Source organism: Aquamicrobium sp. LC103 (genome assembly GCF_001014615.2).
Taxonomy (GTDB): domain Bacteria; phylum Pseudomonadota; class Alphaproteobacteria; order Rhizobiales; family Rhizobiaceae; genus LBCQ02.
The window spans coordinates 265,507-278,761 of the sequence record NZ_LBCQ02000002.1; the positions used below are offsets into that span (position 1 = coordinate 265,507).

At 62.9% G+C, this 13,255-nt stretch carries 11 protein-coding genes; 6 read left to right on the top strand and 5 right to left on the bottom strand.

What is annotated here, in order from left to right; all coding sequences use genetic code 11:
- Window positions 1-123 precede the first annotated feature (123 nt).
- The 3 genes from XW59_RS04675 to XW59_RS04685 all read right to left on the bottom strand — a co-directional run bounded on the left by XW59_RS04675 (window position 124) and on the right by XW59_RS04685 (window position 2,449).
- The gene (locus XW59_RS04675; protein WP_047143596.1) at window positions 124-498 is read right to left on the bottom strand and encodes a DUF427 domain-containing protein; all 375 of its coding nucleotides are present in this window, start codon (window positions 496-498) and stop codon (window positions 124-126) included.
- A 70-nt stretch (window positions 499-568) separates the two neighbouring features.
- Complete coding sequence (locus XW59_RS04680) at window positions 569-1,963, bottom strand: aminotransferase (protein ID WP_047143597.1); 1,395 nt, start codon at window positions 1,961-1,963, stop codon at window positions 569-571.
- 111 nt (window positions 1,964-2,074) lie between these two features.
- A complete protein-coding gene (locus XW59_RS04685; protein ID WP_052957978.1) occupies window positions 2,075-2,449 on the bottom strand; it encodes a hypothetical protein in 375 nt (124 codons plus the stop codon).
- Window positions 2,450-2,609: 160 nt separating this feature from the next.
- Between XW59_RS04685 and XW59_RS04690 the strand changes: the two genes are divergently transcribed.
- The gene (locus tag XW59_RS04690) at window positions 2,610-4,238 is read left to right on the top strand and encodes a fatty-acid--CoA ligase (RefSeq protein ID WP_047143598.1); all 1,629 of its coding nucleotides are present in this window, start codon (window positions 2,610-2,612) and stop codon (window positions 4,236-4,238) included.
- An 82-nt stretch (window positions 4,239-4,320) separates the two neighbouring features.
- The gene (locus XW59_RS04695; RefSeq protein WP_137326983.1) at window positions 4,321-5,160 is read left to right on the top strand and encodes a DUF1499 domain-containing protein; all 840 of its coding nucleotides are present in this window, start codon (window positions 4,321-4,323) and stop codon (window positions 5,158-5,160) included.
- Here the strand turns inward: XW59_RS04695 and XW59_RS04700 are convergent.
- On the bottom strand, window positions 5,131-6,036 hold the full coding sequence (locus XW59_RS04700) for an MBL fold metallo-hydrolase (protein WP_047143600.1): 906 nt from the start codon (window positions 6,034-6,036) through the stop codon (window positions 5,131-5,133). The two genes, XW59_RS04695 and XW59_RS04700, sit on opposite strands and share 30 nt — an antisense overlap.
- A gap of 123 nt (window positions 6,037-6,159) precedes the next feature.
- On the opposite strand from XW59_RS04700, the gene XW59_RS04705 reads away from it, so the two are divergent.
- The 4 genes from XW59_RS04705 (at window position 6,160) to XW59_RS04720 (ending at window position 12,163) form a co-directional block, all read left to right on the top strand.
- On the top strand, window positions 6,160-6,750 hold the full coding sequence (locus XW59_RS04705) for a biotin transporter BioY (protein WP_047143601.1): 591 nt from the start codon (window positions 6,160-6,162) through the stop codon (window positions 6,748-6,750).
- Between the two features lie 207 nt (window positions 6,751-6,957).
- Window positions 6,958-8,289 carry a UDP-glucose/GDP-mannose dehydrogenase family protein gene (locus XW59_RS04710; RefSeq protein ID WP_047143886.1) on the top strand — a complete coding sequence of 444 codons (1,332 nt, stop codon included), beginning with the start codon at window positions 6,958-6,960 and terminating at the stop codon, window positions 8,287-8,289.
- A gap of 316 nt (window positions 8,290-8,605) precedes the next feature.
- The gene (gene wecC, locus XW59_RS04715) at window positions 8,606-9,940 is read left to right on the top strand and encodes a UDP-N-acetyl-D-mannosamine dehydrogenase (protein WP_281406219.1); all 1,335 of its coding nucleotides are present in this window, start codon (window positions 8,606-8,608) and stop codon (window positions 9,938-9,940) included.
- 345 nt (window positions 9,941-10,285) lie between these two features.
- Window positions 10,286-12,163: a nucleoside-diphosphate sugar epimerase/dehydratase gene (locus tag XW59_RS04720; protein ID WP_047143888.1), complete on the top strand. Its 1,878-nt coding sequence runs from the start codon at window positions 10,286-10,288 to the stop codon at window positions 12,161-12,163.
- A 16-nt stretch (window positions 12,164-12,179) separates the two neighbouring features.
- Here the strand turns inward: XW59_RS04720 and XW59_RS04725 are convergent, their stop codons facing one another.
- Window positions 12,180-13,175, bottom strand: coding sequence for a hypothetical protein (locus tag XW59_RS04725; protein ID WP_052957979.1), 996 nt, complete (start codon window positions 13,173-13,175; stop codon window positions 12,180-12,182).
- Between the last annotated feature and the right edge of the window lie 80 nt (window positions 13,176-13,255).

The following is a 13,255-nucleotide window of genomic DNA, read 5'->3' on the forward strand; positions in this document are numbered from 1 at the left end:
ATCCTGATAGGCGGTGTGAGCGGCGAGCGTTAAGCGGTTCATGTTACCCCACAAGAGTTACTTTTGTAGGATAAATCATTTACCCCACACAAGCAATTCTTGTGGGGTAATTCCTCCTGACCGTCACTCGCTCCGGATAACCACCTTGTTCAGATAGAACGCGCCGTGATCCTTGATCCGGATCATCTCGTCATAGGGCGCTTCATAAGCCCACATGGCGTCTTTCGCGGCCTTGCCGTCGGCCTCCGCGCTCCAATATGACGCCTTGCCCTTGAAGGGGCAGGTCGTGGACGTCTCCGTCTTCGTCAATTGATCGAAACGGATATCCTTGAAGGGAATGTAGAGGACGGGCGGGTAATCGGCCTCGCGCAGCTCGAGCGCTTCGCTCGAAGAGGCGATCACGGCATCGCCGAGGCGCACCGTGACCTTGCCGGGATAAGGCTCGACCGTGATCTTGTGGGTCGGGTTGCTGCGAAAGCCGGGCGAGGGATTTGCCATGGCGATCCTCCTTCGAGATCGGTTCCGGTTCTTCCCTCACTTAGGAAATCGGTCGACCACTGCAACCCTGCTAGAGCGCGCGCAAACCTTCCTTGGCCACCCATGCCTCGGTGTCGTCCAGCGCCTTTTCGAGCCGGTCGAACAGCTCGTCCAGCTCGTCTTCCTTGATGATCATCGGCGGGCAGAGAGCGATCGTGTCGCCGATCGCGCGGAGGATCGCGCCGCGCTCCTCGACGAACTTCGCGCATTGCGGGCCGACCCCCACCTTCGGATCGAAGGGCCGCTTCGTCTTCTTGTCGGCGACGATCTCGACGCCGCCGACGAGGCCGCAATAGCGCGCCTCGCCGACCAGCGGATGTTCGGTGAGCTTCCTCATGCGCCTTTCGAACTGCGGCGAAAGCGAGCGGACATGGCCGAGGATGTCGCGTTTCTGGTAGATCTCGATCGCCTTGACGCCGAGCGCGCAGCCGAGCGGGTGGCCGCCATAGGTGAAGCCGTGGCCAAAGGTGCCGATCTTCTCCGAATGCGAGACATAGGCCTGGTAGATGTCTTCCGGCACCATCACCGCGCCGAGAGGGGCGTAAGCCGAGGTCATCTGCTTGGCCGCCGAGATCGTCTTCGGCGTCATGCCGAGCGTCTGGCTGCCCCACCAGTTGCCGGTGCGGCCGAAGCCGTTGATGACCTCGTCGCTGATCATGATGATGTCGTGCTCGTCGAGCACGGCCTGGATGGCCGGATAGTAGCCTTCGGGTGGGACGATCACCCCGCCGGCGCCCATGACCGGCTCGGCGATCATCGCCGCGATCGTGTCCGGACCCTCGCGCTCGATCAGATCACGCAGCGACTTCACCATCCGGTTCACGAACTCGGCCTCGCTTTCCCCTTCCTGGCCGAAACGATAGTAGTGCGGGCAGTCGGTGTGGAGCACGCGGTCGACCGGCAGGTCCCAGCCGATGTGGTTGTAGGGCAGGCCGGTGAGCGAGGCCGACATGATCGTCACGCCGTGATAGGCCTTCTGGCGCGATATGATCTTCTTCTTGTTCGGCCGGCCGAGCGCGTTGTTCAGATACCAGGCGAGCTTGACCTGCGTGTCGTTCGCTTCCGAGCCGGAGGAGGTGAAGAAGACCTTGGAGATGGGTACGGGCGCTATCTCCTTCAGCTTCTCGGCCAGTTCGATGGCCGACTCGGTGCCCTTGGCTCCGAAGAGATGGTAATAGGGCAGGGTGCGTAGCTGCTCGGTCGCCGCATCGATCATCTCCTCGTCGCCGAAGCCGAGGCCTGCGCACCAGAGACCGGACATGCCTTCGATATAGGCCTTGCCCTGGGTGTCGTAGACATAGACGCCTTCGCCGCGCTCGATGACGAGCGGGCCCATCGTTTCCAGCTTGTGGAGCGGCGTATAGGGATGCAGAACGGATGCGACGTCGCGTGCCTGCAGATTCGAGAGCGGGGGTTTGTCGAGCATCTGTGGCCTCCGATTGGGAAGCCTGGAATCTAACCGCTAGCGGCCGCCGACGTAAGACCCGACCGGCGCTGGTTCACACCTCGCTCGCGATTGGACCAGCAGACGTATCGCTCAGGCAGCGCGTTTCCACTGATCGACGAGCCCGGCATAGGCCGATGCGATGGTCGCGATGGGAAGCGTGCTCTCTTCCGCAGGCTTGATGCTCGCCTCTCCACCGTCGCACGGCAGGTCTATGATCGAGATCTTGCGCGCATCGTCGGAAGCCACCATGACCGCGGCGACCCAATGGCTCTTCTCTTCCTCGTCGAGCTTCATCTGGAACAGGACCTGTCCGCCCATCGCCTTCGCGGTCTCGCGGATGATCGTCTCGAACTCGTCGTTCGAGAAATCCTCGATTTTCTCATTGTTTTCGGATTGCGGATTTTCCGCTGAAATCTGCTGAAGTTCTTCGTTTTCGAGAACCGGCATGTCGATACTGCGCCTCATACTGTCGCCCCGACCGCCCAGAATGCCAATTTCAGGCGAAGATGGCGGCTTTGTGACATCGGGGTCAAGCGTTGGCGGCAGCGAGGACGTCAGCTAGCCTCTGGACAAGTCCAGCGATCCGCCCAAGATTAAGCCACCAGAACTTTCAGGGAGGAGCAACATGCTGGGATTGATGCAGGAATGGCCGCTGCTGTGCCACAAGATTCTCGACCATGCCGCGCGGCAGCACGGCAATCGGGAGATCGTGTCGCGCACAGTCGAGGGGCCGATCGTGCGAACCACTTATGCCGACGCGCGCGTGCGGGCATTGAAGGTCGCGCAACTGCTCGAGCGGGACGGATACAAGCTCGGCGACCGTATCGCGACGCTTGCCTGGAACACGGCCCGCCACCTCGAGGCCTGGTATGGCATCATGGGGATCGGCGCCGTCTACCACACGCTCAATCCCAGGCTCTTCCCCGAGCAATTGGTGTGGATCATGAACCATGCCGAGGACAAATGCCTGTTCGTCGACCTCACCTTCATGCCCCTGGTCGAGAAGATCGCGCCGCTGGTGCCGTCGCTGCAGAAGGTGATCGTGTTCACCGATGCCGCGCATATGCCGCAGACCGCGCTTCCCAACGTGGTGACCTATGAGGAATGGCTCGCGCAGGCCGACGGCGACTTCCAATGGAGGGAGGTCGACGAGCATACCGCCTGCGGCATGTGCTACACTTCCGGCACCACCGGCGACCCGAAAGGCGTCGTCTACAGCCACCGCTCCAATGTGCTCCATGCGATGATCGCCTGCATGCCGGACGCGATGGGCATCTCCTCCCGAGACGTGATCATGCCGGTCGTGCCGATGTTCCACGCAAATGCATGGGGGCTCGCGCAGAGCGTGCCGATGGTGGGCGCGAAGCTCGTCATGCCGGGCGGGAAGATGGACGGCGAATCCATCTACCACCTGCTCGATTCGGAAAAGGTATCCTTTACCGCGGCCGTTCCCACCGTATGGCTGATGCTGCTCCAATATCTGGAGGAAACGGGCAAGAAACTGCCATATCTGAATAAGGTGGTGATCGGCGGCTCGGCCTGCCCGCGCGCCATGACCGAGAAATTCGAGCGCAACTACGACGTCGAGGTCATCCACGCCTGGGGCATGACGGAAATGTCGCCGTTGGGAACCCTGGCAACCATCAAGCCCGAATATGCCGGCTTGACCGGCGATGCGCTCTTGAACGTGAAGCAGACGCAGGGTCACCCGCCCTTCGGTGTCGAAATGAAGGTCACCGACGACGAGAACAGGGAACATCCGTGGGACGGCAAGACCTTCGGGCGGCTCAAGGTCCGTGGCCCGGCCGTCGCGGGGGCCTACTATGGCGGCGCCGGCGTGGAGCAGTTCGACGAGGAAGGCTGGTTCGATACGGGCGACGTCGCGCATATCGATCCCAACGGTTACATGCAGATCACCGATCGCGCCAAGGACGTGATCAAATCGGGCGGCGAGTGGATTTCCACGATCGATCTGGAGAATCTCGCCGTCGGCCACCCCGACGTCGCCGAAGCCGCCGTGATCGGCATCGCCCACCCCAAATGGGACGAGAGGCCCTTGCTCGTGGTGGTGAGAAAGGCCGGCAAGGAACCGACCAAGACCGACCTGCTCGGCTTCATGGAAGGCAAGGTCGCCAAATGGTGGATGCCGGACGACGTCGCCTTCGTCGATGCCATTCCCCATACCGCGACCGGCAAGATCCAGAAGACGACGCTGCGTCAGCAATTCAAGGACTACAAGCTGCCGACGGCGTGACCATCGTCGCCGGCCGGTGAGGCCCGGCCTTTGACCGCCCGAAGAACAACGATTAAGACGCTGTTGGTTTTCGAGCGGGCGCGTGACGGCATCGGATATGGCGGTATTTCCTGAACGGCGGACATCGCGGCGCGCCCAATGGGCGAAGAGGCTTTCCTTTTTTGCGGGCGTGCTGTTCGTCGTCGCCGGGTTCGGCCATCGCTTCGGCGTGGTCGACACGCTCGCCTTTCTGAGCGTGCTCGGCATTGTCGGCATGCTGGCGCTTCTGGGCTTGCTGCTCGCTATCAGCGGGTTCAGCCGGCTCTGGCGCTACGGAGACAAGGCCGGCAAGGCGTCGCTGGCGGCAAGCCTGATGTCGGCGGCCGTGCTCGCGCCTTTCCTGATCGGTGCGTTCTGCGCGCTGCGCTATCCGATGTTCTACGACGTCGCCACCGACCCGGTCGATCCTCCGCAGTTCGAGCGCGCCGCCTCGCTGCGCACCGCTCGGATGAACCCGATCGTGCCGATCACTCCGGAAAACGCCAGGCTGCAGATGGAGCGCTATCCGGAAGTGCGTGGCCGCCGCTACGACATATCGGCGGACCAGATCGTCCAGGCGTTGGAAACCGTGATCCGAAGCCGAGGCTGGGCGCTTTCCGGTTCGCTCTACCAGGCCGGCATGCCGGAATTCGTGATCGAAGCCTATGCGCCGACGCTCGTGCTCGGTTTTCCGGTCGACGCCGTTTTTCGCGTGACGGACGAGGGCGGAACGACATTCGTCGATATGCGCATGAACTCGCGCTATGGCAGGCACGATCTCGGTGACGGAGCTCGTCGGGTTGCCCGCTTCATGTCCGACCTCGACGCCGAGGTGACACGCCAGGCCAAGGCGATCGTAGATATCCCGCCGTCGTCAGGCGGGGAAGAAGACGGCGTCGATTGAGGGCGCTGTTTCGGAGCGGACGACGCCGCGCGCGGTAAGATCCTCCAGATGCGCCAGGACCGAGAGCCCGGCCGCGCCGTGAAGGCGTGGATCGGTATCGCGGTAGATCGTGGCCACGAGATCGGCGACCGTCCGGTCGCCGGCCTTCAGCCTCTCGACTATCGCCCGTTCGCGCATCTTGCGATGTGCCTTGAGCCCGCGCATGAAAGCGGCGGGGCTGGTCACCGGGCCGCCATGGCCGGGCAGGAAAATACGGTCGTCGCGCCGCAGGAGCTTGTCGAGCGAGGCCATGTAGTCCGACATCGCCCCATCCGGCGGCGCGACGATCGAGGTTGCCCAGGCCATTACGTGATCGGCCGAGAAGAGCGTCCCGGTGTCTTCCAGCGCGAAGGCCATGTGGTTTGCGGCGTGACCCGGCGTGTGGATCGCGCGGATCGCCCAGCCATCGCCCGCGACGAGTTCGCCATCGGCGAGCCTCCGGTCGGGCGAAAAGGAGGTGTCGGCGCTGGCATCCAGCGGGTTCGTCTCGCCGATTCGCAGCGGCCTTGCCGAACGATGAGGCCCCTCGGCCAATACGAGCGCGCCCGTGGCCTGTTTCAGGGCGGCGGTCAGCGGCGAATGGTCGGAATGGGTGTGGCTGACGAAGATATGGCTGACGGGCCGGCCGGCTATGGCCTGGAGCAGCGCCTCGAGATGCGTTTCGTCCTGGGGGCCGGGATCTATCACCGCCAGCGTGTCTTTGCCGACGATATAGCTGTTGGTGCCGTGGAATGTGAAGGCACTGGGATTGTTGACGGTGACGCGCAGCACGCCGGGCGCGACTTCGATCGCCTCGCCATGCCTTGGATCGAAGCTTGTATCGAAATCGAGGGCCATGAGGAAATCCCGGATGTGTGGACAGCGTTCGGCGAAACGAGTTGCCGCTTAGCACGGAAGATCATATAGGGGAAACCATCGCATTCGGCTTGGCCGCCGAGACAGAATTCAAGGGAGACCTGAATGTCCACCGCTATCGCTTCCCGCCCGCTCGTATCCCTGGCATTGCCGCAAAAGGGCGCCGCGCGCCTGGCCGCGCAGCTCTTCCTGGTGATCGCGGGCAGCCTGCTGCTTACGCTTTCCGCCAAGACGAAGGTCGTTTTCGGTCCGGTCGACATGTCGCTCCAGACACTGGCCGTTCTCGGCATCGCCGCCACCTTCGGCATGCGTCTCGGTCTCGCGACGCTGCTCTTCTACCTGGCTCAGGGCGCGATGGGTCTGCCTGTCTTTCAGAGCTCGCCGGAAAAGGGCATCGGCCTTGCCTACATGCTCGGCACGACGGGCGGATATCTTGCAGGCTTCGTCGTCATGACGGCGATCGTCGGTTGGGCGGCCGACCGTGGCTGGGGCCGCAATCCGTTCAAGCTGTTCGGCACGATGCTGATTGCCGATGCGGTGATGCTCGCCATGGGCTTCGCCTGGCTCGCCCTCCTGATCGGCAGCCAGCAGGCCTGGCAGTTCGGCGTCGTTCCGTTCGTGCTTCCCGATCTCATCAAGGCTGCGCTGGCCGCGTCGATCGTGCCCGCCGTTTGGGCACTGATTTCCCGGCGTTGATCGAACGGTTTTTCCGCCGGTTAGGTGGCGTTCACCTTACCTGCGGAAATATCCGCAAGCTTCCTCGATGGTTTTCCTTGACGCCGCCCTATTGGCCGAGTTGTTAAGTAAGATCGCTCATTAGTCTTCGGCAACGCAGCATGAAACCTGCGTTGCCTTTCGTTTTTGGCGCTGGCCCCGTTCCGGCAATCAAAGGTCGAAGAGAACATGAAGATCACAGTATTCGGCATCGGCTATGTTGGCCTGGTTCAGGCAGCCGTGTTGGCTGAGGTGGGCCATGACGTGGTCTGCGTCGACGTCGACCGGCAGAAGGTGGAGCGCCTGAACGACGGGATTATTCCGATATACGAGCCCGGGCTGGAAACGCTCGTGAAGGAGAACCACGCAGCCGGCAGGCTGCAGTTCACCACCGACGCCGCGGCGGCCGTCAAGCACGGCTCGGTTCTGATCATCGCGGTCGGCACGCCGCCTAACGAGGATGGTTCGGCCGATCTCAAATATGTGCTCGCCGTTGCCGCAACGATCGGCGGCGAGATGGAGAACGAGAAGATCGTCGTCAGCAAATCGACCGTGCCGGTGGGCACGTGCGACAAGGTGCGGGCCACGATCGCGGCGACGCTTGCCGAGCGTGGTCGCGGCGACATGCCCTTCCACGTGGTCTCCAATCCCGAATTCCTGAAGGAGGGCGCGGCGGTCTCGGACTGCATGAAGCCGGACCGCATCGTCGTCGGTACCGACAGCGCGACCGCGGAACGGGTGATGCGCGAACTCTACGACCCCTTCAATCGAAATCACGAGAAGATGATCGTGATGGACGTGCGCAGCGCCGAGCTGACGAAATACGCGGCCAACTGCCTGCTCGCCACCAAGATCAGCTTCATGAACGAGATGGCGAACCTGGCCGATCGCCTTGGCGCTGATATCGAACGCGTTCGTCTCGGCATCGGCAGCGATCCACGCATCGGCTACCATTTCATCTATCCGGGCCTGGGCTATGGCGGTTCGTGCTTCCCGAAGGACGTGCGGGCGCTGATCCACACGGCGGAGGAAGTAGGCTTCGAGCCGGCGGTGCTGAAGGCGGTCGACGAGCGCAACAACGCCCAGAAGTCGGTGCTGTTCGAGAAGGTGCTCGACTATTTCGGCGGCGATGTCGCGGGCAAGGTGTTCGCGCTGTGGGGCCTGGCATTCAAGCCCAACACCGACGATATGCGCGAGGCGCCGGCGCGCGTTCTCATGGAGGCGCTGTGGGCGGCCGGCGCGAAGGTGCAGGCCTTCGACCCCGAGGCCATGCAGGAGTGCCAGAACGCCTATGGCCAGCGTGACGATCTGATGCTGTGCGGCACCAAGGAGGCCGCGTTGAAGGGCGCCGACGCGCTCCTCATCGCCACCGAATGGAAGAGCTTCCGCGCTCCCCCGTTCGAGCTTATCCGCGAAACGCTCGCGACCCCCATCATCTTCGACGGCCGCAATCTCTACGAGCCCGACGTTGTCGCCCGCTACGGCGTGCAATATCGCAGCATCGGCCGGCCGGCTGTCTGAAAAAGACCGGGAACTTGTCCGGTGCAGCGCGGCGTGCGTGGGTACGTCGCCCATCCATAGAGCTATCCAGCCGCACCATCCCCTAGCCGAAAGGGTCTAGGGGAGGTAGGCGCCATGCCTCGAACACAGTCGAAGAGGCATATGCCGGTCCGCCGCCGTCACCGAATACAGTTCCGTTATTTGGTGGCTGGCGATGAGAACACTCCATACAGACGAAACCCGCATCGAAGCGCTCCGGCTTGATACGCTCGACTTGGACGGAGCGGGGACAACGGCCGCTTCCGTACCGACAGGCGAGCTCGGGAGCGAGCACGCCATGAGGACCATGGGGGTCGCGGTGAACCCCTATGAGAATCCGGCGACGTCGCGCCCGGTGGCCGAGCCGAGCCCCGCCGGCGCCCGGTTCGAGCGTATCTCGATTGTCGGGCTCGGTTATATCGGTCTGCCGACGGCGGCAATGTTCGCCTCGCGCAGGAAGACCGTCATCGGCGTTGACGTCACGCCGCGGGTGATCGATACGATCAACCGCGGCGAGATACATATCGTCGAACCGGCGCTGGACATGATCGTGCGGGCGGCGGTGCAGCAGGGTTACCTTCACGCGACATCGACGCCCGAACCGGCCGACGCCTTCCTGATCGCCGTTCCCACGCCCTTCAAGGGCAGGGACCATCAGCCGGATCTCAGCTATGTGGAATGCGCGGCCAAAACCATCGCGCCGATGCTGAGGCCCGGGAATCTGGTCGTGCTCGAATCCACCTCGCCCGTCGGCGCAACGGAAAAGGTAGCCGAATGGCTTGCCGGGGCGCGGCCCGACCTGACCTTTCCGCACACGCACGGCGAGGCGTCCGACATCCGCGTGGCGCATTGCCCCGAGCGCGTGCTGCCCGGGCAGGTCATACGCGAGCTCGTGGAGAACGACCGCGTGATCGGCGGCATGACGCCAAAATGCGCTGAAGCCGCGGTCGCGCTCTACCGGACATTCGTGCAGGGAGCCTGCGTCGTGACGAATGCGCGCACCGCCGAGATGTGCAAGTTGACCGAGAATTCGTTCCGCGATGTGAATATCGCCTTCGCCAACGAGCTTTCCACCATCTGCGATGAGGCGGGCGTCGACGTCTGGGAGCTGATATCGCTCGCGAACCGGCATCCACGCGTCAACATTCTCCAACCGGGTCCCGGCGTGGGCGGGCACTGCATCGCGGTCGATCCGTGGTTCATTGCCAGCCAGTGGCCGCGCGAGGCGCGGATGATCCGGACTGCCCGGGAGGTCAACGATTCCAAGCCGAAATGGATCGTCGACAAGGCGCGGCGGGAAATCGCCGCTCTCGCCGACAGGGGAAAGCCGGAGCGGGAACAGACGGTCGTCATGCTGGGCCTGACCTTCAAGGCCAATATCGACGATTTGCGCGGGAGCCCGGCGCTGGAAATCGCCGATCGCCTCCGCCGAAGCTTCGGTGGCACGATGATCGCCGCGGAACCGAACATTGGCAAGCTCCCGCCATCCCTTCCGGGCGTCCGCCTGGCGCCGCTCGACGAGGCGCTTGCGGTGGGAGACGTGTTCGTCCTTGCCGTCGCTCACAGGCAATTCGAGGGAATCGCGTCTCGCCTGCGGCCGCGGCAGCGTCTCGTCGCAGCCGTCGCGACGTAGAGCCTCGATTTTTCCCGGTTAGCGGAAAAACCCCTCCCGATGTCGCTGCCAAGCCAGTGCCGACGGTCCGGGAATAGCGGACATATCATTAGGTTTGTATTTTGACGAGATAGACGGTATCTGCCTGATCTATGAATCGGAATTGGGAAGGCCGATCCTCATGTCGACGCAGCCTCTGCATTCACGTGCGAGAGGAAATAAACGTAGACAAATCTAATAGCGCGATCTTCGAAGTGTTATTTAGAAGAATAAAATATAATGTTGATTTAATGGACGTCCATGAATCTGGAATGCTTTCTTCTTTCCCTAATGGGATCAATGTAGAATAATGTGCATATGCGCAGTATGAAAGCTTTCAGTATCGCTCGGCGACTCGAAGGGGGTATACCCAGATACGGCAAGCAGTTTCTGCTTATTGCCTTCGACACGATGGCGCTGCTTGCGGCAGTATGGATCAGTTATTCTTTGCGGTTCGACCGGTTGTTCGAACCGTCGAGAGGACAAATGCTGGTAATGCTGACGTTGCCGGTCATTGCCATTCCGATCTTCATTCGGATGGGGCTTTATCGAGCCGTCATTAGATATCTCCCCGAGCGCGCCATATGGACGATCTTCCAGGCGGTGACCATCGCGACGCTGGTCTGGGTGGCGGTGGCCTTCCTGACGCGCATGACCGGCTCGAGCGGCGTTCCGCGCTCCATCCCGGTCGTGTTCTGGGTTCTGGCGATACTGATCATCACAGGCAGCCGCTTCGGGGCAAAGTGGTTGTTGATGCGGCGCTTTCGCCGCCCGAGGAAGTCGACGACGCAGGCGCTGATCTATGGCACCGACGAGGCCGCGCTGCAGCTTGCGCATGCGCTGAGGGCAAGCGATTACCACTATGTGGCGGGCTTCGTCAGCGACGATCCGGGGCTGCAGGGCATGGAGCTTCTCGGCGCGCGGGTCTTCGACGCCGGCGATCTGGAACGTCTGGTCAAGGATTTCGGCGTGGACGAGGTCATCGTCACGGGCTCCACCGCCAGCGACGCGAAGAGGCGCGAACTCATCGCCAAGCTGAGCTCGACCGCTGCCCGTTTCCGCATCCTGCCGTCGATCGCCGATCTCGCCGCCGGAAAATATCTGGTCAGCCTGGTTCGCGACATCGATATCGACGATCTGCTGGGACGTTCGCCGGTGCCGGCCGACACGGCTCTTTTGCATGCCATGGTCAAGGACAACACGATCCTGGTGACGGGCGCAGCGGGGTCGATAGGCTCCGAGCTGTGCCGCACGATCGTCGGGCTCTCGCCGGCGAAGCTGGTTCTTCTGGATTTCGACGAGCGCGGCCTCTACGAAATCCACCGCGAGCTGAAGAAGAACTGCAACGTGAAGATCGTGGCCGCGCTCGGCTCCATCACCGACAGCAAATTTGTCAATCGCGTGCTGGAGGAGCATCAGGTCCGAACGGTCTATCACTGCGCCGCCTACAAGCACGTGCCCCTGGTCGAGGAAAACGCGCTGGAAGGCGTGCGCAACAACGTGCTGGGAACCTGGGTCCTGGTGGAGGCTGCCGTCCAGCACGGGGTGGATAACTTCATCATGATCTCCTCCGACAAGGCGGTGCGCCCGACGAGCGTCATGGGCGCCACGAAGCGCTGGTCGGAGCTGATCGTGCGCTATTACGGCCTGCTGGCGGCGGATGCCCCTGCGAGCTGCAACTTCGCGTCGGTCCGCTTCGGCAACGTACTCGGCTCGAGCGGCTCCGTGGTTCCGCTCTTCAAGGAGCAGATCGCCAATGGCGGCCCGGTGACCGTGACCCATCCCGACATGAAGCGCTATTTCATGTCGATCCGTGAGGCGACGGAGCTTATCATCCAGGCCGGCGGTCTTTCGGAAACCGGAGACATACTCCTGCTTGAAATGGGCGAGCCGGTGAACATCCGCGATCTCGCCGAGGACATGGTCCTGCTGGCGGGGCTGAGCGTACGGGACGGCCTCAATCCGGACGGCGATATCGAGATCGTCACCATCGGCACGCGCGATGGCGAGAAGCTTTTCGAGGAGCTTTTCTATGACCCGGACGGCGTGGCCAAGACCTCCCATCCGAAGATCCTGCGTGGCAAGCGTCAGAACGGCAAGGGGAACGGCGTTCCCCAGGCACTGGAAAAGCTCACCGCGCTTCTGGATGCTCAGGACGAGGCGGCCGTGCGCGCCTTTCTGTTCGAATACATTCGGCAGCATTGAGCCGAAAAGGGTTGCCCTATGGGGCCTTGCCCATGCCGGTTAGCCATTTGGCGGCGAAGCACCAAAGCGCCACGATCGCCATCACGGCCAAAAGCTGAAACGGCCACGCGATTTGCGCGATCGCGAGGCAGACGAGGCCGGCGACCATTCCGAAGCCGGCGACCGTGCCGGTGACCTCGAGCGCGCTTCGCCCCCCACGATAGGCGCGCTGATAGACATGGCTCGAATGCGCCGTCATCAGGCTTTCTCCGTTCCTCGCGCGCTTGAAGAACGTATAGAAGCCGTCGAGCAGGATGTAGGCGGGCAGCAGGGCAGCCGCGAACGGCCCGCAGCGTATCGCCAGGACGACCGCCAACGTTCCCAATATCAGGCCGAACGGCAGGCTCCCGCTGTCGCCGAGAAAGGCGCGGGCGGGTGGGCGATTGATGGTTGCGAAAGCCGCGAAGGCGCCGGCGCATGCCGCCGCTGCGGGCCCGAACCCGGCCAGCGCCGGTATCGCCGCCGCGAGAGCGACGAAGACCAGCGAGGGAACGCCGACCGTCGATACGGCCATCAGGTCGAGGCCGTCGATGAAATTGGTCAGGTTGACGACCGCGACGAGGGCAAGCAGGGTGGCGGGCGCGAGAAGCAGCATCGGCACCGGCCACTCCTCCAGCACTCCGACGAGTGCGACGGTCGCCAGCCCGCAGGCAAGGAATTGCGCGACGAGCTTGCCGACCGGTCCGAGTGAATTGCGGTCGTCCATGATGCCGGTGAGGAAAAGCACCAGCACGGCAACGATGAAAAAGGGGTCGGAGAAGACCGGAATCGACCCGGCGAGGGCGGAAGCCGCGAGCACCACCGCCAGCCAGACCGGCACGAGCGCGATGCCGCCGAGCTGCGGTGTCGGCCGTGCGTGATTGGAACGGGCGTCCGGCGCCGCTGCGCCGAAGCCCGAAAGCAGCCTGAGCGCTGCATGGAGCGCCGCAAGCCCGCCGACGAACGCGCTAAGAAAGGAAAGAGCCGACAGCACTGTAGAAGCTCCGCATGCTTACGGTTCCCTGCGCGACATCCCTTGCCGGATCGTTCCTGCGGACGCCCTGAAACGACGTG